The sequence below is a fragment of the Pseudothauera nasutitermitis genome (genome assembly GCF_004801295.1).
Lineage (GTDB): Bacteria > Pseudomonadota > Gammaproteobacteria > Burkholderiales > Rhodocyclaceae > Pseudothauera > Pseudothauera nasutitermitis.
The window spans coordinates 185,199-205,267 of record NZ_SSOC01000001.1 but is presented as its reverse complement, the minus strand read 5'-3'; the positions used below and the strand labels follow the sequence as shown (position 1 = coordinate 205,267).

19 protein-coding genes are annotated in these 20,069 nt (G+C 68.2%); 11 read left to right on the top strand and 8 right to left on the bottom strand.

What is annotated here, in order from left to right:
* Positions 1–83: 83 nt before the first annotated feature.
* Entirely contained in the window at positions 84–932 is an 849-nt protein-coding gene (nadC, locus tag E6C76_RS00980) for a carboxylating nicotinate-nucleotide diphosphorylase (RefSeq protein WP_136346408.1), read from the top strand.
* A gap of 28 nt (positions 933–960) precedes the next feature.
* On the opposite strand, the gene E6C76_RS22540 is transcribed toward nadC, so the two are convergent.
* Genes E6C76_RS22540 through E6C76_RS00960 form a run of 5 tightly spaced genes read right to left on the bottom strand, consistent with a single transcriptional unit; the run spans position 961 to position 5,755 of the window.
* Entirely contained in the window at positions 961–1,095 is a 135-nt protein-coding gene (locus tag E6C76_RS22540; RefSeq protein WP_269140148.1) for a hypothetical protein, read from the bottom strand.
* A gap of 40 nt (positions 1,096–1,135) precedes the next feature.
* The gene (gene thrC / locus E6C76_RS00975) at positions 1,136–2,578 is read right to left on the bottom strand and encodes a threonine synthase (RefSeq protein WP_136346407.1); all 1,443 of its coding nucleotides are present in this window, start codon (positions 2,576–2,578) and stop codon (positions 1,136–1,138) included.
* A gap of 37 nt (positions 2,579–2,615) precedes the next feature.
* The gene (gene dtd / locus E6C76_RS00970; protein WP_136346406.1) at positions 2,616–3,077 is read right to left on the bottom strand and encodes a D-aminoacyl-tRNA deacylase; all 462 of its coding nucleotides are present in this window, start codon (positions 3,075–3,077) and stop codon (positions 2,616–2,618) included.
* A gap of 13 nt (positions 3,078–3,090) precedes the next feature.
* Entirely contained in the window at positions 3,091–4,401 is a 1,311-nt protein-coding gene (locus tag E6C76_RS00965) for a homoserine dehydrogenase (RefSeq protein WP_136346405.1), read from the bottom strand.
* A gap of 49 nt (positions 4,402–4,450) precedes the next feature.
* Positions 4,451–5,755 (bottom strand): pyridoxal phosphate-dependent aminotransferase, encoded by a 1,305-nt coding sequence (locus E6C76_RS00960; protein ID WP_136346404.1) that lies wholly within the window; start codon positions 5,753–5,755, stop codon positions 4,451–4,453.
* A 146-nt stretch (positions 5,756–5,901) separates the two neighbouring features.
* On the opposite strand from E6C76_RS00960, the gene E6C76_RS00955 reads away from it, so the two are divergent.
* The 6 genes from E6C76_RS00955 to E6C76_RS00930 all read left to right on the top strand — a co-directional run bounded on the left by E6C76_RS00955 (position 5,902) and on the right by E6C76_RS00930 (position 11,469).
* Complete coding sequence (locus E6C76_RS00955) at positions 5,902–6,282, top strand: Mth938-like domain-containing protein (RefSeq protein ID WP_136346403.1); 381 nt, start codon at positions 5,902–5,904, stop codon at positions 6,280–6,282.
* Positions 6,283–6,349: 67 nt separating this feature from the next.
* Positions 6,350–6,793: a peroxiredoxin gene (locus tag E6C76_RS00950; protein WP_136346402.1), complete on the top strand. Its 444-nt coding sequence runs from the start codon at positions 6,350–6,352 to the stop codon at positions 6,791–6,793.
* Positions 6,794–6,835: 42 nt separating this feature from the next.
* Complete coding sequence (locus tag E6C76_RS00945) at positions 6,836–8,260, top strand: PhoH family protein (protein WP_136346401.1); 1,425 nt, start codon at positions 6,836–6,838, stop codon at positions 8,258–8,260.
* A gap of 86 nt (positions 8,261–8,346) precedes the next feature.
* A complete protein-coding gene (locus E6C76_RS00940) occupies positions 8,347–10,245 on the top strand; it encodes a DUF294 nucleotidyltransferase-like domain-containing protein (RefSeq protein WP_136346400.1) in 1,899 nt (632 codons plus the stop codon).
* Positions 10,242–10,871, top strand: coding sequence for a 3'-5' exonuclease (locus E6C76_RS00935; RefSeq protein WP_136346399.1), 630 nt, complete (start codon positions 10,242–10,244; stop codon positions 10,869–10,871). Before E6C76_RS00940 ends, E6C76_RS00935 begins: the two co-directional genes overlap by 4 nt.
* Positions 10,872–10,935: 64 nt before the next feature.
* Entirely contained in the window at positions 10,936–11,469 is a 534-nt protein-coding gene (locus E6C76_RS00930; protein WP_136346398.1) for a C40 family peptidase, read from the top strand.
* Positions 11,470–11,521: 52 nt separating this feature from the next.
* Here E6C76_RS00930 and E6C76_RS00925 read toward each other — a convergent pair whose 3' ends face one another.
* Positions 11,522–11,863 (bottom strand): DUF2325 domain-containing protein, encoded by a 342-nt coding sequence (locus E6C76_RS00925; RefSeq protein ID WP_136346397.1) that lies wholly within the window; start codon positions 11,861–11,863, stop codon positions 11,522–11,524.
* A 130-nt stretch (positions 11,864–11,993) separates the two neighbouring features.
* On the opposite strand from E6C76_RS00925, the gene E6C76_RS00920 reads away from it, so the two are divergent.
* Together E6C76_RS00920 and ilvA are read left to right on the top strand one after the other, a co-directional pair.
* Positions 11,994–13,013: a Fe(3+) ABC transporter substrate-binding protein gene (locus E6C76_RS00920; RefSeq protein WP_136346396.1), complete on the top strand. Its 1,020-nt coding sequence runs from the start codon at positions 11,994–11,996 to the stop codon at positions 13,011–13,013.
* A 144-nt stretch (positions 13,014–13,157) separates the two neighbouring features.
* Entirely contained in the window at positions 13,158–14,393 is a 1,236-nt protein-coding gene (gene ilvA, locus E6C76_RS00915) for a threonine ammonia-lyase (RefSeq protein ID WP_136346395.1), read from the top strand.
* Between the two features lies 1 nt (position 14,394).
* Here ilvA and E6C76_RS00910 read toward each other — a convergent pair whose 3' ends face one another.
* Positions 14,395–14,994: a helix-turn-helix domain-containing protein gene (locus tag E6C76_RS00910; RefSeq protein ID WP_136346394.1), complete on the bottom strand. Its 600-nt coding sequence runs from the start codon at positions 14,992–14,994 to the stop codon at positions 14,395–14,397.
* 95 nt (positions 14,995–15,089) lie between these two features.
* Here E6C76_RS00910 and E6C76_RS00905 point away from each other — a divergent pair, with 95 nt between their 5' ends.
* Complete coding sequence (locus E6C76_RS00905) at positions 15,090–16,253, top strand: benzoate/H(+) symporter BenE family transporter (RefSeq protein ID WP_136346393.1); 1,164 nt, start codon at positions 15,090–15,092, stop codon at positions 16,251–16,253.
* Between the two features lie 83 nt (positions 16,254–16,336).
* Positions 16,337–17,032, top strand: a complete 696-nt coding sequence (locus tag E6C76_RS00900) for a DUF3334 family protein (protein WP_136346392.1) — start codon at positions 16,337–16,339, stop codon at positions 17,030–17,032.
* Between the two features lie 25 nt (positions 17,033–17,057).
* Here the strand turns inward: E6C76_RS00900 and E6C76_RS22165 are convergent, their stop codons facing one another.
* Positions 17,058–20,048 carry an HD domain-containing phosphohydrolase gene (locus tag E6C76_RS22165; RefSeq protein ID WP_211090069.1) on the bottom strand — a complete coding sequence of 997 codons (2,991 nt, stop codon included), beginning with the start codon at positions 20,046–20,048 and terminating at the stop codon, positions 17,058–17,060.
* Positions 20,049–20,069 lie beyond the last annotated feature (21 nt).

Sequence of the window (20,069 nt, the reverse complement as noted above, 5' to 3'; positions counted from 1 at the left end):
GACGATGCCCGGCGGTGTCCGCGGCCTCCCGCCCGCGTGCATCCGCGCTAGAATCGCCGATTCAAGCGCATCCCGGCACCGACATGACCCTCACCGCACAGCTCCGCATCGAAATCCAGCGCACCGTGGCCGCCTCGCTCGCCGAGGACGTCGGCACCGGCGACCTCACCGCCCAGCTGATTCCCGCCGCCACCCAGGCGCGCGGCCGGGTAGTCACCCGCGAAGACGCGGTGGTGTGCGGCACCGCATGGTTCGACGCCACCTTCGCCGCGCTCAGCCCGGTTGCCTCCGTGCTCTGGCACGTGCGCGACGGCGAGCGCGTGGAAGCCGGCCAGCCGCTGTGCGACATCGATGCCGATGCACGCACCCTGCTCACCGCCGAGCGCACCGCGCTGAATTTCCTGCAGTTGCTTTCCGGCACCGCCACGGTGACACGCCGCTTCGTCGACGCGGTGGCCGGCACCAACGCGAAGATCGTCGATACCCGCAAGACCCTGCCCGGCCTGCGCCTGGCGCAGAAATACGCGGTGGCCACGGGCGGCGGCACCAATCACCGCATCGGCCTGTACGACGGCATCCTGATCAAGGAAAACCACATCATCGCCGCCGGCGGCATCCGCCAGGTGGTCGAGCAGGCGCGTGCCATCGCGCCGTCCAACGTGTTCATCGAGGTCGAGGTGGAAACCCTGGCGCAGCTGCGCGAGGCGCTCGACGCCGGCGTCGCCATGGTGCTGCTCGACAACATGAGCCTGGAAGACATGCGCGAGGCGGTGGGCATCAACGCCGGGCGCGCCGAACTGGAAGCCTCCGGCGGGGTGAACCTGGAGCGTGTGCGCGCCATCGCCGAAACCGGCGTGGACCGCATCTCCATCGGCAGCCTGACCAAGGACGTGCACGCCCTCGATCTGTCGCTGCGGCATATCGAGGAATGAGACGGGGCGCGCCTGGCCGGCGCGCCCGTCACTCCCTGGAAGCTTCTTCGCCCGCCCGCTCGCGGGCGTGCTCGTGCGCGCGCAGTGCGGCGCGGTAGCCGCGCGTCGACAGCACGCCGATGGCCAGCAGGATCAGCCCGAACACGGTCAGCTTGAACAGCATGGTCCGTTCTCCCGGCGGGATGGGGTACGGCGGCCGCGCCTCAATCCAGATGCTCGACGATGAAACGCTTGACCGCCTCGACGTCGGGCGCCATCACCTCGACGCGCTGCGGCAGCGCCTCGATGCCGTCGAAGTCCGCCGGGCGTTCCGGCTCGCGCCCCAGCGCCTCGCGGATGGTTTCGGCGAACTTCACCGGCAGCGCGGTTTCCAGCACCACCAACGGCACGCCGGCCGGCACCTCGGCGGCGCGCTCCCAGGCCACCTTGACGCCGTCGGCGGTGTGGGGGTCGATGGTCACGCCGTACCGCTCAAAGACCTTGCGGATGGTCGCCAGGCGGTCGGCGTGCGTGCTCGCCCCGGAGACGAAACCGAACCGGTCGATGGCGGCGAATTCCGCCGAGACCGACAGATCGAAGGCGCGTCCGGCATCCACCTCGGCCCACAGCGCGGCCACCCTGGCCGGGTCGCGGCCGACCAGATCGAACACGAAGCGCTCGAAGTTGGAGGCCTTGGAGATGTCCATCGACGGGCTGGAGGTCACGCGCGTCTCGCTGGTCTTGCGCGGGCGGTACACGCCGGTACGGAAGAACTCGTCGAGCACGTCGTTCTCGTTGGTGGCGAGGATCAGTTTGGCCACCGGCAGGCCCATCATGCGCGCGATGTGGCCGGCGCAGATGTTGCCGAAGTTGCCCGAGGGCACGCAGAACGCCACCTGCTGGTCGTTGGATTCGGTGGCGGCGAAATAGCCCTTGAAGTAGTACACCACCTGCGCAGCCACGCGCGCCCAGTTGATCGAGTTCACCGCGCCGATCTTGTGCGCGGCCTTGAACGCGGCGTCGTTGGACACCGCCTTCACGATGTCCTGGGCATCGTCGAACATGCCGGTGACGGCGATGTTGAAGATGTTTTCATCCTGCAGCGAATACATCTGCGCGCGCTGGAAGGCGCTCATCTTGCCGTGCGGCGAGAGCATGAACACGCGCACGCCGCGCTTGCCGCGCATGGCGTACTCGGCCGCCGAGCCGGTGTCGCCCGAGGTGGCGCCGAGGATGTTGATGGATTCGCCGCGCCGGGCCAGCACGTACTCGAACAGGTTGCCGAGCAGCTGCATGGCCATGTCCTTGAAGGCCAGCGTGGGGCCATTGGACAGTTCCAGCAGGCCCAGCTTGCCTTCTTCCAGCCAATGCACCGGGGTGATCTCGGCCGCGTCGTCGCCGGGACGCGCGTGGCGGTACACCTGGGCGGTGTAGGTCTTGTCGCAGATCGCCTCGAGGTCGGCGGGCGGAATGTCGGTGATGAAGCGGGAGAGAATCTCGAAGGCCAGTCCAGCGTAGGAGAGCTTGCGCCAGGCATCCAGTTCGGCGCGGCTGATCTGCGGGTAGGCTTCCGGCAGGTACAGGCCGCCGTCCGGCGCCAGGCCGCCGAGCAGGATGTCGCAGAATTCGGGCCGGCCGGCATGGCCGCGGGTGGAAAGGTATTTCACGGCGGATTCCTTGGTCTGGGTCAGGAAGGGCGCGGCCTCACTCGCGCGCCCGCGAATCGATCATCAGGGTCACCGGGCCATCGTTTTCCAGATGGACCCGCATGTCGGCGCCGAACACCCCGGTCGGCAGCGGACGGCCAAACTCCTGCGCAAGCCGGGCAACGAAGCCGTCGAACAGCGGCCCCGCCACCTCCGGCGGCGCGGCCCGGCTCCACGACGGCCGGTTGCCCTTGCGGGTGGAAGCGAACAGGGTGAACTGGCTGACCGCCAGCAGTTCCCCGCCCACGTCGGTAACGCTGCGGTTCATCACCCCAGCCTCGTCGCCGAACAGGCGCAGGCGCAGCAGCTTGCCGGCCATCCACGCCTGGTCTTCGGCGTCGGCCGGGGCGTCGGCACTTTCGAAGCCGATCAGCAACAGCAGGCCGGGGCCGATGGCGCCGGTGACCCGGCCCTCGACCTCGACCCGCGCGGCGCGCACGCGCTGCACCAGCACCCGCACGCGCCGCGCCGGCTTACTGCAGGTTTTCCAGGCGCAGGCGGGTCACCTTGCCGCACACCACCGGCAGCGCCTCGATGCGCGCGATGGCGGCATTGGCGTTCTTCTCCACGGTCTGGTGGGTCAGCATGATGATGTCGGTCTGCGTCTCGCCTTCGGCCGGCTCCTTCTGGATCATCGCGTCGATGGAGATGTCGCTGTCGGCCAGAATGCGGGTGATGTCGGCCAGCACGCCGGGCTTGTCCTCGACCCGCAGGCGCAGATAGTAGGAGGTCACCACCTCGTCGATCGGCAGCACCGCCACGTCGCGCACCTGGTCGGGCTGGAAGGCCAGGTGCGGCACGCGGTGTTCCGGATCGGCGGTGTGCAGGCGGGTGACGTCCACCAGATCGGCGATCACCGCGCTGGCGGTGGGTTCGGCGCCGGCGCCCTTGCCGTAGTACAGCGTGGCGCCCACGGCATCGCCCTGCACCAGCACGGCGTTCATCGCGCCTTCCACGTTGGCGATCAGGCGCTTGGCGGGGATCAGCGTGGGATGCACGCGCAGTTCCACGCCGTTGTCGCGGCGGCGCGCGATGCCCAGCAGCTTGATGCGGTAGCCGAGCTGTTCGGCGTAGGTGATGTCGGCCGATTCCAGGCTGGTGATGCCTTCCACGTGGGCCTTGTCGAACTGCATGGGAATGCCGAAGGCGATGGCGCTCATGATGGTGGCCTTGTGCGCGGCGTCCACGCCCTCGATGTCGAAGGTGGGGTCGGCCTCGGCATAGCCCAGGGCCTGGGCCTGCTTGAGCACTTCGGCGAACGGCAGGCCCTTGTCGCGCATCTCGGACAGGATGAAGTTGGTGGTGCCGTTGATGATGCCGGCCAGCCACTGGATGCGGTTGGCGGTGAGGCCCTCGCGCAGCGCCTTGATGATGGGGATGCCGCCGGCCACCGCGGCCTCGAAGGCCACCATGACGCCCTTCTTCTGCGCGGCGGCGAAGATCTCGTTGCCATGCACGGCCAGCAGCGCCTTGTTGGCGGTGACCACGTGCTTGCCGTTTTCGATGGCCTTCAGCACCAGTTCCCTGGCCACGCCGTAGCCGCCGATCAGTTCGACGACGATGTCGATCTCGGGGTCGGCGACCACCGCGAAGGCGTCGTCGGTCAGTTTCACCGCGCCACCGGTCACCGAGCGGGCCAGCTCGAGGTTCTTGTCGGCCACCGTGGTGATGCGGATCGGCCGCCCGGCGCGCCGGGTAATCTCTTCCTCGTTGCGCTTCAGAACGTTGAAGGTGCCGCCGCCGACGGTTCCGATGCCGAGCAGGCCTACGTTGATCGGTTTCATGCAGTGTGTTTCCGTGTCGTCGTTGAAAGAAGGTGGAACGCGGCGCCGCTCAGGCGGTGGCGCCGTGGCGTTTGCGGTAATGCTCCAGGAAGCGCGCGATGCGCCCGATGGCATCGCGCAGGTCGTCCTCGTGCGGCAGGAAAACCAGGCGGAAGTGGTCCGGATGCGGCCAGTTGAAGCCGGTGCCCTGCACCAGCAGCACGCGTTCTTCTTCCAGCAGTTCGGTGATGAAGGCCTGGTCGTCCTCGATGGGATAGATCTTCGGGTCCAGGCGCGGGAACATGTACAGCGTGGCCTTGGGCTTGACGCAGGACACCCCCGGAATCGCCGAGATCAGTTCCCAGGCCAGGTCGCGCTGGCGGCGCATGCGCCCGCCCTCGGCCACCAGGTCGTCGATGCTCTGGTAGCCGCCCAGCGCGGTCTGGATGGCGTATTGGCCGGGCACGTTGGCGCACAGGCGCATCGAGGCCAGCATGTTGAGGCCCTCGATGTAATCCGTGGCGCGCCGCTTGTCGCCGCACACCACCATCCAGCCGGCGCGGTAGCCGCAGGAACGGTAGTTCTTCGACAGGCCGTTGAACACGATGGTGAGCACGTCCTCGGAGAGCGCGGCCATCGAGGTGTGCGTGGCGCCCTCGTACAGCACCTTGTCGTACACCTCGTCGGCGAACAGGATCAGGTCGTGCTCGCGGGCCAGGGCGATGATCTCCCTGAGCACCTCGTCCGGGTACAGCGCGCCGGTGGGATTGTTCGGGTTGATCACCACGATGGCGCGCGTGTTGGGCGTGATCCTGGCGCGCATGTCGGCGATGTCCGGCATCCAGCCGCTGGCCTCGTCGCACAGGTAGTGCACCGGGCGCCCGCCGGACAGGCTCACCGCCGCCGTCCACAGCGGATAGTCGGGCGCCGGCACCAGCACCTCGTCGCCCTGGTTGAGCAGCGCGTTCATGGCCATCACGATCAGCTCGGACACGCCGTTGCCGATGTAGATGTCCTCGATGTCCACGCCCTTGATGCCCTTCTGCTGGGTGTAGTGCATCACCGCCTTGCGCGCGGAGAAGATGCCCTTGGAATCCGAATAGCCCGCCGAATTCGGCAGGTTGCGGATCATGTCCATCTGGATCTCTTCGGGCGCGTCGAAGCCGAACGCGGCCAGGTTGCCGATGTTCAGCTTGACGATCTTGTGGCCCTCGTCCTCCATCTGCTTGGCGCGCGTGAGCACCGGGCCGCGGATGTCGTAGCACACGTCGGCGAGCTTGGCGGACTTGCGGATGACGCGCGGCGCGGCGGCGGCCTCGGCCTTGACCGCCTCGGTGGGTGCCACAGCCAGGTTCAGGGGTTTCGCCGCTTTCATTTCCGTCGTCCTCGTCGTATCGTCCGCTCGTCGCGGCGGATTCGCGTCTGCTCCGTGTTGACGGAGCAAAGATTGCTATCTTAGCCGCGCTGCCGCAGCGCGGCAATTTGCCCGCATCACCCCTCAAGCCCGCTCCACACAAGACCATGAAGCTGCACATCGACCAACCTGCCGGCCTCAACCTGATCACCGGTTACGGCACCGACCACGTGCTGATCAACAAGGTGCGCCACGACGGCAACCTGCTCGTCACCCCCGACGCACTGCACGCCGGTTGGGCGCCCGGCGGCTTCGCCGGGCTGCGTGCCGAGGACTTCGCCGCATTGCGGGATCTGGCCCCGCAGGTGGTGCTGATCGGCACCGGGACACGCCAGCGCTTTCCCGCCCCGGCGCTGCTGCGCCCGCTGATCGAGGCCGGCATCGGCTTCGAGGCGATGGACCTGCCCGCCGCCTGCCGCACCTACAACATCCTCGCCGGAGAAGGGCGCAAGGTGGTCGCCGCGCTGCTGTTCGACCCTTCCGTGTAAACAAAGCACGATTGTCAGCGCCCGCCCTCGTCCGCTACGCTCGGGGCATCGACCCCACGGAGGCGCCATGAATCTTCCCACGCTCACCCTGCCGGCCACCGGCGGCCCGCTCGCCCTCGGCAACCTGCAAGGCAACAAGCTGGTGCTGTACTTCTACCCCAAGGACAACACCCCGGGCTGCACCAACGAAACCAGGGATTTCGGCGCCCTGCACGCCGATTTCGCCGCCGCCGGCTGCCGGGTGTTCGGCGTCAGCCGCGACAGCCTGAAGTCGCACGAGAACTTCAAGGCCAAGCTGGAACTGCCCTTCGAACTGATCTCCGACGCCGACGAGGCGCTGTGCACCGCCTTCGGCGTGATCAAGATGAAGAACATGTACGGCAAGCAGGTGCGCGGCATCGAGCGCAGCACCTTCGTGTTCGCCGCCGACGGCAGCCTGGCGCGCGAGTGGCGCGGCGTGAAGGTGCCCGGCCATGCCCAGGAAGTGCTCGAATTCGTCCGCGCCCTGTAAGCGCCAATCCCCGCAGATTCCCCCGACCAGCGAGCCGCCACGATGACCCAGCGCGCATCCCGCAGCACCCGCAGCAAGTCCAAATCCGCAACCAAGCTGTTCGTCCTCGACACCAACGTGCTGATGCACGACCCCACCAGCCTGTTCCGCTTCGAAGAGCACGACCTCTACGTGCCGATCATGACGCTCGAGGAACTCGACGCCAACAAGAAGGGCATGAGCGAAGTGGCGCGCAACGCCCGCCAGGCCAGCCGCACGATGGACGAGATCGTCACCTCGTCGCTGGAGGACATGCACGACGGCATCGCCCTGGAAGAACCCTCGCGCGGCCTGGCCAGCGGCAAGCTGTTCCTGCAGACCGAGGCCATCAACGTCGAGCTGCCCGCCGCGCTGCCCACCGCCAAGGGCGACAACCAGATCCTCGCGGTGGTCATGCACCTAGCCGAGCGCTTCCCCAAGCGCCCGGTGATCCTGGTCTCCAAGGACATCAACATGCGCATCAAGGCCCGCGCGCTGGGCCTGGAAGCGCAGGACTACTTCAACGACAAGGTACTGGAGGACACCGACCTCCTGTACACCGGCACGCGCGAACTGCCCGCCGACTTCTGGGACACCCACGCCAAGGGCATGGAATCCTGGAAGGAGGAAGGTCACACCTGGTACCGCGTGAAAGGCCCGCTGACCACCGACCTGCTGATCAACGAATTCGTCTACCAGGACGGCGAGAACGCGCTGCAGGCCTGGGTGACCGAGCAGTCCGGGCGCACCGCCGTGCTGCAGACGCTCACCGACTACTCGCACCACAAGAACAACATCTGGGGCATCACCGCGCGCAACCGCGAGCAGAACTTCGCGCTCAACCTGCTGATGAACCCGAACATCGACTTCGTCACCCTGCTCGGCCAGGCCGGCACCGGCAAGACCCTGCTGACGCTCGCCGCCGGGCTCACCCAGGTGCTGGAGACCAAGCGCTACTCCGAGATCATCATGACCCGCGTGACCGTCCCGGTGGGCGAGGACATCGGCTTCCTGCCGGGCACCGAGGAAGAGAAGATGGCGCCCTGGATGGGCGCGCTGGAAGACAACCTGGACGTGCTCAACGGCACCACCGGCGAAGGCGGCGAGTGGGGCCGTGCGGCCACCCGCGACCTGATCCGCAGCCGCATCAAGATCAAGAGCCTGAACTTCATGCGCGGGCGCACCTTCATCAACAAGTTCCTGATCATCGACGAGGCGCAGAACCTCACCCCCAAGCAGATGAAGACGCTGATCACCCGCGCCGGCCCCGGCACCAAGGTGGTCTGCCTGGGCAATATCGCGCAGATCGACACGCCCTACCTCACCGAAGGCAGCTCCGGCCTCACCTTCGCCGTCGACCGTTTCAAGGGCTGGCCGCACTCCGGCCACATCACCCTGCAGCGCGGCGAGCGTTCGCGCCTGGCGGACCACGCAGCCGAGGTGCTCTGAAGCCCCCCCTCCCGCGCACCGGTGAATCGCCCGCCGGTGCGCGGATACGGGATAATGGCGCACTCATTCCCGCGGAATCGCGCGCCATGACCCAGACCGCCCCCGAACTGCTGGTGGGAGCCAGTTCGGACTTCCTCAAGCGCTTCTCGCCCTTCGACCGCATGGAGCCGGAGGCGCTGGCCTTTCTGGCCGAGCGCGCCACCCTGGGCTTCCATCCGCGCGGCAGCGCCATCCTCACCCCCGAGATGGGGCACCCGCGCCACTTCTACATCGTCCAGCGCGGCAAGGTGCAGGCCCGCCAGCAGGGGCCGGCCACGGTCACCGAGTACACCGCGCTGACGCTGGGGCCGGGCGAGTGCTTTCCGATCGGCGCGGTATCCGCGCAGCGCCCGTCCACCAACACCTACCTGGCTGTGGACGACAGCTTCGTCTTCCAGATCAGCGTGGAAGAGTTCATCGAGCTGATGCGCATCAGCCCGGTGTTCCACCTGTTCTGCACGCAGTACATCGCCAGCCTGCTCAACCAGTCGCGCCAGCAGTTGCAGACCACCTTCGCGCAGCGCGCCGCCGAGCAGCAGACCATGACCACGCCGCTGGGCGAACTGGTCAAGCAGGCGCCGGCCTGGGTCTCGCCGGATACCCCCACGCGCGCCGCGCTGGAGAAGATGGCCGAACTGCGCATCGGCTGCATCGTGGTCGCCGACGAGGAAGAACACCCGGTCGGCGTGCTCACCCAGAGCGATCTGCTGCCGCGCGTGGTGCTGCCCGCCTTCGACCTCGCCCGCCCCATCGAGGAAGTCATGACCCCCGCGCCGCGCGTGCTGCCGGCCAGCGCCTCGGCCTACGAGGCGGCGCTGGAGATGGCTACCCACGGCGTTCGCCACCTGCTCGTCGTGGATGTCGAAGGCCGCCTCTGCGGCGTGGTCTCGGAACGCGACCTGTTCAGCCTGCAGCGCCTCAGCCTGCGCCAAGTGCGCGCCAGCATCGAACACGCCGGCGACATCGAGGCACTGCAGCGCGCGGCCACCGACATCCGCGCGCTGGCGCTCAACCTGATCGCCCAGGGCGTGGGCGCCGAACAGCTCACCCGCTTCATCTCCGCGCTCAACGACGCGCTCACCCAGCGCATCATCACCCTCGCGCTGGAACGTCATGATCTCTACGGCATCGACTACGCCTGGCTGGCCTTCGGCTCCGAAGGGCGCCACGAACAGACCCTGTCCACCGACCAGGACAACGGGCTGATCTTCGTCTGCCCCGAACTGATGGACAAGGAGCCGCTCAAGCTGCGCCTGCTGGAATTCGCCCGCGAGGTGAACGACGACCTGGCGGCCTGCGGCTTCCCGCTGTGCAAGGGCAACATCATGGCGAGCAACCCGGACCTGTGCCTGACCCCGGAGGAATGGCGCCAACGCTTCGGCCGCTGGATCAGCGAGCCGGACCCGCAGGCCCTGCTCAACGCCTCGATCTTCTTCGACTTCCGCGTGCTCTACGGCAACCGGCTGCTGGGCGACCAGTTGCAGGGCTGGCTGAACAAGAACGCGCGCGCCAATTCCGCCTTCCAGCGCCTGCTGGCGGTCAATGCCATGCAGGTCGCGCCGCCGCTCGGCCGCCTGCGCGACTTCGTGGTGGAGGACGACGGCACGCTGGACCTGAAGAAGTTCGGCACCCGCCTGTTCGTCGACGCCGCGCGCATCTTCGCCCTGCGCACCGGGGTGAGCGCCAGCGGCACGGTGCAGCGCCTGCGCCAGTCGGCGGTGCGCATGGGGATTTCCAACGAGGAAGTGTCGGCCATCGTCGATGGCTTCCACTTCATCCAGCTCCTGCGCCTGCGTGCCCAACACCTGGAAACCGAGCACGACGCGCCGGGAGACAACCGCATCAACCCCGACCGGCTCAACGAACTGGACCGCCGCATCCTCAAGGAAGCCTTCCGCCAGGCGCGCAAGCTGCAATCGCGCCTGCGCCTGGACTACCAGCTATGAACTGGCTCGGCCGCTTCCTTCCCGGACAATCCGCTCCGGCGCCCGGCGAAGCATTCGAACGCTGGCGCGCGCTGCCCGAGGCGGAACTCGGCCGGCCGCACAGCGATACCCGCTACGTGGTGGTCAACACCGAGGCCAGCGGGCTGGACACCGAACACGACCGCCTGCTCGCGGTGGCTGCCATCGCCGTGGATGGCGGCCTGCTGAACCCGCTCGACAGCTACCATGCGGCGCTGGAGCCTGACCCGGCCGCGGCCCTGGGGGGCTTGCTGGCCTTCGCCGGCAAGGCGCCGCTGGTGGTATTCGGCGCCGCATTCCACCGCAACATGCTGGAAGCGGCCTGGCGGCAATGGCTGGGCGATGCGCCGGAATTCACCTGGCTGGATCTGTACTGGCTGATGCCGGCGGTGTTCGAGCCCGGGCCGGACGGCCCCTCCCGGCTCGCCCAGTGGATGAAGGCCATGGACGTGGAAACCTTCCAACGCCACCACGCCCTGGGCGATGCCTGGGCCATCGCCCAGTTGTTCCTAGCCCTGCAGGGCCATGCCACCGCGCGCGGCGCGGCCACGCCGCGCGCGCTCGGCGAGCTTGAACGCACCCGCCGCAAACTCGCCTCGCGAGCGTGAACCGCGCAGCAATTCAAGGCCTTACGTCTTTACAGCGTCCATGCGCGTGCGTATAGTCCGCGCGATGCGTGCCCGTCCACTCCTTGCCGCCCTCGCCCTGTCGATCTTGCTGCCCGCCAGCGCGCAGGCAGTGGAGTTCGATCCGGACGACGCTGAAACCGGCGCGCCGGTGGCCGACTATGTCAGCGAGACGCAGCATCTGGTCAATCAGGCCATGAGCTATCTGGGCATCCGCTACCGTTTCGGCGGCACCTCCCCGGAAACCGGCCTGGATTGCAGCGGACTGGTGCAGAACGTGTTCCGCAACGCGGTCGGCCTCGATCTGCCGCGCACCGCGCGGGAAATGGCCAGCCTGGGCAACCGCGTCACGCGCCGCGACCTGCAGCCCGGCGATCTGGTGTTCTTCAACACCATGCGACGCACCTTCTCGCACGTCGGCATCTACCTGGGCGATGGCCAGTTCGTGCACGCTCCCGCCAAGGGCGGTTCGGTGCGGGTGGAAAGCATGCAGACCAGCTACTGGACGCAGCGCTTCAGCGGCGCGCGCCGGCTGGTCAGCGACGAAGCGCCGTCGACGGAAAATCTGGCGACGCGCTGAGCGCGGCGCCCTCCCCGCCTTTCCTGAATCCTTGCACGGCCCTCCCGGGGCCTCAGCGCTTCTTGCGCTTGCAGCCGTTGCTGCCGGCGCAGCTCGAGCAGTCGCTCTCGTTCATCCGCCGGCCCAGCGCTTCCTGCAGCGCGCAGACCGAACGCCGGCAACAGACGAACATCACGCCTTCGCGGCTGGCTGCCTCGCGGAAGCGCTGCATCACGTTGTGGCCGAGGAAATCGGTGAACAGAATGACCACCTGAATGCCCGCCGGCAGCGGCGCGCTGCGGCGCTGGTGGGTGGTATCCCGCCCGCTGACGTGGGCGGCGATGCGGATGCCGAACTGCTCCAGCACGCCGGGAATGTTGCCGAGGCGGTCGGCGCCGACGATCAGTGCGTTCATGCGTTTCTCCTGCTTGCGAATGATTTTCAATAACATTAGCCGCAATACGATTCATTTGCAACTGGGAATTGGTATCGCTAGGATTCGAAGACGCATCCGAACTGCCACATCCACAAGGAGACACCCGAAAATGATCAGGAAAACCGTCCTCGCCTCCCTGGCCGTCGCCCTTGGGCTGAGTGCCCCGGCCGTACACGCCGAACAGGTCGTCAACGTATATTCCGCGCGCCATTACCAGACCGACGAAGATCTCTACGGCAACTTCACCAAGGCCACCGGCATCAAGGTGAACCGCATCGAGGCACGCGAGGACGAGCTGATCGAACGCATCCGCAACGAGGGCGAGCACAGTCCCGCCGACGTCTTCGTCACCGTGGACGCCTCCCGCCTGGGCCGCGCCAACGACATGGGCCTGTTCGCCCCGTTCAAGTCGGCGGCCATCGACGCGCGCATCCCCGCGCATCTGCGCACCGACACCTGGATCGCCTTCTCCACGCGCGCGCGCATCATCGTCTACAACAAGGACACCATCCGTCCCGAGCAGGTGCAGACCTATGAGGATCTCGCCAACCCGGCGCTCAAGGGCCAGGTGTGCTCGCGCTCCGGCAGCCACCCCTACAACCTCTCGCTGGGCGCCGCGCTGATCGAGCACATCGGTGCCGCCAGGACCGAGGAATGGGCGCGCGGCCTGGTGGCCAACTTCGCCCGGCCGCCGCGCGGCGGCGACACCGACCAGATCCGCGCCGTGGCCGCCGGCGAGTGCGGCGTGGCCATCGCCAACAGCTACTACCTGGCCCGTTTGATCAACTCCACCAAGCCGGAAGACCAGAAGGTGGTCGAGGCCGTCGCCTTCGTGTGGCCCAACCAGCAGGGCGTGGGCACGCACATCAACGTGTCCGGCGCCGGCATCCTGAAGCACTCGCCGAACAAGGCCGCGGCCGCGCAGTTCCTCGAATACCTGGCCTCCGACCAGGCCCAGGTCTACTTCGCCGACGGCAACAACGAATGGCCGGCCGTGCCCGGCGTGAAGGTCGACAACCCGGCGCTGGAAAAGATGGGCGAGTTCAAGGTCGACACCCTGCCGATGACCCGCCTGGCCGACTCGGTGGCCGAAGCGCAGCGCATCTTCGACCGCGCCGGCTATCGTTGATCCGCTGCCCTGCGCATGCCCGCGAAAGGCCGCCTCCGGGCGGCTTTTCGCTTTCTTCGGCACAGCGCGGAACAAGCGGTTCTCCCGAACCGCGCGCGGTGCGATGATGCACCACCATCCCTCCACCTCCCCTGCGATCGCCCCATGCCCGCCTCCATTCCACTCGATCTCACCGCCCTGCGGCAGGCCCGCACGCGCATCGCCGACGCGGTGATCCGCAGCGTGCAGTGGCACAACGATCCGCTTTCCGAAGAACTCGGCCTGGCCCTGCAACTCAAGCTGGAGAACCTGCAGCGCACCGGCTCGTTCAAGATCCGCGGCGCCACCCACAAGATCGACCGCCTGCTGGCCACCCGACGCCCACCGGGCGTGGTGGCCGCCTCGGCCGGCAATCACGCGCAGGGCGTGGCGCGCGCGGCGATGCTCGCCGGGCTGCGTGCGGTGGTGGTGATGCCCACCAACGCCCCGCTCACCAAGATCCAGGCCTGCCGCAAGCTGGGCGCGGACATTCGCCTGCACGGCGAGAACCTGGAACAGGCCGCCGACGAGGCGCGCCGCGTGGCCGCGGCGGACGGGCTGGCCTTCCTGCACCCCTACGACGACTGGGACGTGATCGCCGGCCAGGCCAGTTGCGGGCTGGAGATGCTGGAAGACGCGCCGGACCTCACCCTGGCCATCGTGCCGCTGGGCGGCGGCGGGCTGATCTCGGGGATCGCGCTGGCACTCAAGCTGCAGAACCCGGCGATCCGCGTGATCGGCGTGCAGACCGAGGCGGTGGCGCCCTACCGCCGCTTCCTCGCCGACGGCACCCTCGAAGAGGTGCCGCCCGGCGCGCACACCATCGCCGACGGCATCAAGGTGAAGCGCCCCGGCGAGCTCACCCGCCAGGTCATCGCCCGCCACGTGGACGAGATCGTCACCGTGGACGACAACGCCATCGCCGAGGCCATCGTCACCCTGCTGGAGCGCACCCGCACCATCGGCGAGGGTGCCGGGGTGGTCGGCCTGGCCGCGCTGATGCAGAGGAAGATCACCCTGGGCGCCAACGAACGCGCGGTGTGCGTGATTTCCGGCGGCAACGTGGACATGCCGCTGGTGGGCCGCTCGATCGACTACGGCCTGGCCTCCAGCGGCCGCCTGATGAGCGTGGCGGTGACCATCGGCGACGCGCCCGGCCAGTTGATGCGGCTGATCCGCAACGTGGCCGAACTGGGCATGAACATCCGCCACGTCGAGCACCGGCGCGGCGAACTGCACGTGCCGGTGGGCATGACCGAGGTGATCCTGCAGATGGAGACGCGCGACTTCGACCACCAGCGCGAACTGCTCGCCCACCTGAGCGGCGAGGGGCTGGCGGTGCGCAATCTGCTCGGGCTGTAGCTCAGCGCGTGGCGGCAGGGTAGTGGATGAGGTTGTGGAACACCGCCGGCGCGGCGCCACGGTTGCGGTAGCCGTGCGGGCGGTCGCCGGCGAAGCGCAGCGCCTCGCCCTCGCCCAGCGCCACCCAAGAACCCTCGACCAGCACCTCCAGCGCGCCGCGCACCACCAGCACGTATTCCTCCACGCCGGCCACGTGCGGTTCGGAAAGACGCTCGTAGGCCGGCAGCAGGGTCAGTTCGAAGATCTCGAAGCCGGTGCGCGCGTCGAACGGGAACAGCGGCGCCACCAGCATGCCCTCGCCCGCAGGGCGGCTGCGCAGTTCGGCGGCGCGGCGCGGGTGCGTACCGGCAGCGGCCGCAGGCTCCAACAGGCTGGACAAGGACATGCCCAGCCCGCCGGCGATCTTCCATAGCGTGGCCACCGTGGGGCTGGATTCGCCGCGTTCGATCTGCCCCAGCATGGCCTTGCTGACCCCGGTTTCCGCCGCCGCGCGGTCCAGGCTCCAGCCCAGCGCCTTGCGCCGCGCGCGCAGGGCGCCGGCCAGATGGCGGCTGGCCAGGTCGGCACGCATGCCTGCATCGTTCGCTTCCACCGTTTCCATCGCCTCCTCTTCTTGTGCGCTATAGCGCACGAATGCTAGGCTGTGCCGCCCGTGCGCCATAACGCACAAATTCTAGCCCACCGGAGCCGCCCGCCGTGTTCAAGCATTTCAGCCTCTCGCACGTTTCCGCCGGCTTCGTCGCCGTGCTGGTCGGCTACACCAGCTCGGCGGCGATCATCTTCCAGGCCGTCGGCGCGGCCGGCGCCGGGCCGGCGGAGCTGGGTTCCTGGCTGTGGGCACTGGGCATCGGCATGGGGGTGACCTGCATCGGCCTGTCGCTGGCCTTCCGCGCGCCCATCCTCACTGCCTGGTCGACGCCCGGTGCGGCGCTGCTGGTGAGCGCGCTGGCCGGCCTGTCGATGGGCCAGGCGGTGGGCGCCTTCCTGTTCTGCTCGGCGCTGATCGCGCTGTGCGGCTTCCTGGGCTGGTTCGACCGCCTGATGCGCCACGTGCCGCGCGCGCTGGCCGCCGCCATGCTGGCCGGGGTGCTGCTGCGCTTCGGCCTGGAGCTGTTCGGCGCCCTGCGCGCCGCGCCGTGGATGGTGGCCGGCATGTGCGCGCTGTACCTGGGCGGGCGCCGGCTGCTGCCGCGCTACGCGGTGCCGCTGGCGCTGGCCGGCGGGCTGCTGATCGCCGCCGCGCAGGGGCAGATCCGCTTCGAGGCCATCGAACTGGCCTTCGCCCGCCCGTTGTTCACCGCGCCAGAATTCTCGCTGTCCACGCTGATCGGTGTCGGCCTGCCGCTGTTCGTGGTCACCATGGCCTCGCAGAACGTGCCGGGGCTGGCCGTGCTGCGTGCCAACGGCTACAGCGTGCCGGCCGCCCCGCTGGTGGGCTGGACCGGCGCCACCGGCGTGCTGCTCGCGCCCTTCGGCGGCTTCGCGTACAACCTGGCGGCGATCACCGCGGCGATCTGCATGAGCCGCGACGCCGACCCCGATCCGGCGAGGCGCTATCTGGCCTCGGTGTGGGCCGGGGTGTTCTACCTGATCACCGGCCTGCTGGGCGCCACCGTGGCCGGGCTGTTCGCCGCGTTTCCGCACGCGCTGGTGGCGGCCATCGCCGGGCTGGCGCTGATCGGCACCATCGCCAACAGCCTGGCGGTGGCGCTCGAACACGAGGCGGAACGCGAGGCCGCGCTGGTCACCTTCCTGACCACCGCCTCCGGGTTCGGCCTGCTCGGCATCGGCGGAGCGTTCTGGGGGCTGGTGTTCGGCCTCGCCACCCTGCACGCCCTGCGCCGCCGCGCCGCCGCGTGACGCGGACGAAACCGGCCCGCTCGCCGGGGCCGGTATGTGCTATACATGCGCGTCACGACCCACCGCGTACGCCACCCACCATCATGAGCACTCAACAATACCCAACCGTCTACGGCACCGACGACATCCTGCGCAGCCTGTGCGATTCCGTCAGCAAGGTGCTCAACATCGCCACGCAGAGCGAAATCCGCTACTCCGGCATGGTCCAGCGCATCACCAAGACCTCGCTGAAGCCGGACATCGGCTGCTTCGTGCTGTTCGACGGCGGCTTCTCCGGGCTGGTGGTGATCAACTTCTCCGCGCACGCCGCGATGGAGCTGTACGAGAGCTACATGCTCAACATGGGCATGGCGCGCGCGGATCTGGCCAGTTCGTTCACCTCGGACGAGGTCGGCAACGTGATGGGCGAACTGATGAACCAGATCGTCGGCGACTTCACCGGCAAGGTGGCGCGCGAACTGCAGACCCACATCACGCAGAACCAGCCGAAGATGCTGGCGCTGACCAATCCGGTGATCCTCAGCGTGGATACCCGCCTGGAAAAGCCCGAGGTGCGCCGCGTGACCTTCTATACCGGCCGCCAGAACATCTTCTATCTCGAACTGGCGATCGACCACACCGAGTTCATCAAGCTGCGCGATTTCGACGCCCAGGAAGAGCCGGACCCCGACCTGCTGCTCGAACAGGTGCGCGCCAATGAACGCGCGGCGGCGGCCCGTCCCGCGCCGGCAAGCACCTCCTCCGAACACGATGAACTGCTGAAATCGCTGGGTATGTGAGCGCAGCGGGGCGCCGCCCCGCCGCTCAACCCAGGTACGGGGTGATATCCACCACGTCGATCTGCTCGGGTCGCAGGAAGCGGCGGGCGTATTCCAGATACACCCCGGAGGTCAGGAACAGGTCGAACACCGCCGGGTCGATGTGCTGCCGGCGCTTGAAGCCGTGCAGGATGCGGATGGCCTCGGAAAGCGTCTTCATCGGCTTGTAGGGCCGGTCCGAGGCGGTGAGCGCCTCGAAGATGTCGGCCACCGCCATGATGCGCGAGGGCACCGACAGCTGCTCGGCGCTCAGGCCGCGCGGATAGCCGGTGCCGATCATGGTTTCGTGATGGGTGCCGGCGTACTCCGGCACGCGGCGCAGATTGCCCGGCAGCGGCAGGCTTTCGAGCATCAGGATGGTCTGCATGATGTGCTCGTTGATCTTGAAGCGCTCTTCGTCGGTCAACGTGCCGCGCGTGATCGTCAGGTTGTACACCTCGCCGAAGTCGTAGAGCTTTTCCGGGATGCGCAGCTTCCAGCCGTGGCTGGCGTCGTAGGCGCGCGAGTGCGTCTCGCGTGGCACCGCGTGCCAGGGCTGGTCGGCCAGCAGCGGCTCGGGCACGGGCAGCGCAGGCGCGGGATGCGCGGCGCGGCGGCGCAGTTCGTCCTGCGAGAGCCCCAGGCGGTCGTCGAAATGGCGCAGCCACACCCGCGCGCCGATGCGGCGCACGCGCTCGATGTCCTCGGGCGCCATGGACTCGCCGCCGATGTTGGCCGTGGCGATGAAGGCGAAATCCTCGATCAGCTGCGCACGGCAGGCCTGGAAGCGCGCTTCGGCCCACGCCGCATCCTCGCCGCGCAGATGCACCGCCTCCAGTTGCTCGATGCGCGCGTCGCGCAGCAGCACCTCGAAACGCGTGCGGATCTCGTGGATGCGGTTGTACAGGGTTTCCAGCTTGGTGGCCTTGTCCACCACGTATTCCGGCGTGGTGACCTTGCCGCAGTCGTGCAGCCAGGCGCCGATGCGGAACTCGCGGCGCTCGTCCTCGGAACGGAAGCGGAAATCGGCCAGCGGGCCGTGCGTGGTGTCTTCCGCCGCGCGCGCGAGCATCAGCGCGAGTTCCGGCACGCGTTCGCAGTGCCCGCCGGTGTAGGCGCTCTTGGCGTCGATGGCGCCGGCCAGCAGTTTGATCAGCGCATCCATCAGCTCGCGCTGGGCATCGACCAGGTTGCGGTTCTCCAGCGCCACGGCGGACTGCGCGGCCAGCGCATCGACGAAGCCGACGATGTCCGGGGCGAAGGAAACCGCCTCGCCGGTGTCCGGGTCCAGCGCGTCGAGCAGCTGGATCACCCCGCTCACCTCGCCCGCGCGCGGGCTCAGCGGCACGGCCAGCATGGATACGGTACGGAAACCGCTGGCCTCGCTGAAGCTGCGCGTGCCGGTCAGGTCGAAACGCGTTTCCGCATGCACGTCGTCGATCGCCACGCTCTCGCCGTGCAGGACGACGTGGGCCGCCAGAAAGCGCTCGTTGGGCTGGCCGGCTTCGTCGTAGAGCGGAATTTCCGCCACCGGCAAGGTGTCTTCCTGAGTGCGGTGGGCGAGCATCAGGGTATTGCGCTCGGTCTTCAGGTACAGCGTGGCGGCGGCGCAGTTGGCGATCTCGCGCGCGCCGAACAGGATGTGGCGCAGCAGCGCGTCGCGGTCCTGCTGGCGCGACAGGCGGATGCCGTTATCGACCAGGCGGGCAAGCTTGAGCTGCGCCCTGTCGCGTTGCCTGGTGCGTTGTTCGATGGCCTCCTGCATCACGCACTGCGCCTCGCCCAGCGCATTGACCTCGTACAGGAAGGTTTCCGGCGGATGCGGCTTGCGGGAGAAATCCATGCGCTTGAGGCGCTCGGAATCGGCCGCCAGCACGCTCAGCGCGTTGACCACCTGGCGCGAGCCGATCCAGGACAGCGGCGCGAACACCAGCATGATCAGCACGGTGACCACGATCACATTGTCCTTGGCCTGCGCGAAGGGGCCGAGAAAGTCGCTCAGCGGCGCCAGTACCACCACGCCGAAGCGCCGCCCGTCCGGCGGCCCCGACTCGAAGCGGGTGAGCACGAACTGCTCGCGCTCCGCGCCGAGTTCGACGATGGACGATTCGTTCGAGCCGGTACGTTCATGCACCGGGCGCAGGTAGGGGCTGCCGATGCTGCCGATGCGCTCCAGCGGCAAGATCCTCAGGTGCCCGAAGTACTTGCCGCGGCCTTCGAAGGCCAGCAACTGGTCATCGACATCGAACACCGCGATGGCGCCGTTGTCCGGCAGGGGCAGGGTTTCAACCAGGGTCTGCAGCGCCTCCAGGCTGACATCGGTCCCCAGCACGCCGATGCGGCCGGGCAGCGGCGCCGCCACGGTGACGCCCGGCGCGCCGCTGGAGGCGAACAGGTAGGGTGCGGTGATCACCAGCCCGTCTTGCTGCATGGTCTCGGCGAACCACGGCCGCTCGGTGGGCACGAAGGTGACCGGCCGGCGCGCTTCGCCGAGCAGCTTGCGGCGGCGGTCCAGAAATTCCCAGGATTCGCCGCGTCCGCCGCCTTCCAGCAGGATGCGCCGTACCGCGTATTCGGTACCCGCCGGCGCGCCCAGCGCCGCCGCCACGCCGGGTTGCCCGCGCACACCGATGACCTGCAGGAACTCCTCGTTGGGCAAGCCGAAGAAATGCGAATACGTGCTGGGATGGGCGCTCAGCGAGCCGATGAACAGGGGCACCATGTCGCGCGTATTGAGGCGTCCCCCGGGGGTCACGAACAATGCGGGTTCGGCATCGGCCTGCGCGGCGGTGAACCGGGTGTTCTGCCCGATCATGCCGTCCAGTTCGCTCCAGGCCCGGTTGGCGATCAGCGAAAAGCGCCCGGAGGCGCCATCCTCGGCCATCTGGCGGAAGGTCTGGAACACGGTGAGCAACACCGCCGCCGACAGCACGGACACCACCAGGAAGGTGGACCCCAGCACCCAGTGCTGGAAACGGATGTTCAGTCGGTGCGGCATGCGGATTCCGATGACGCGGTC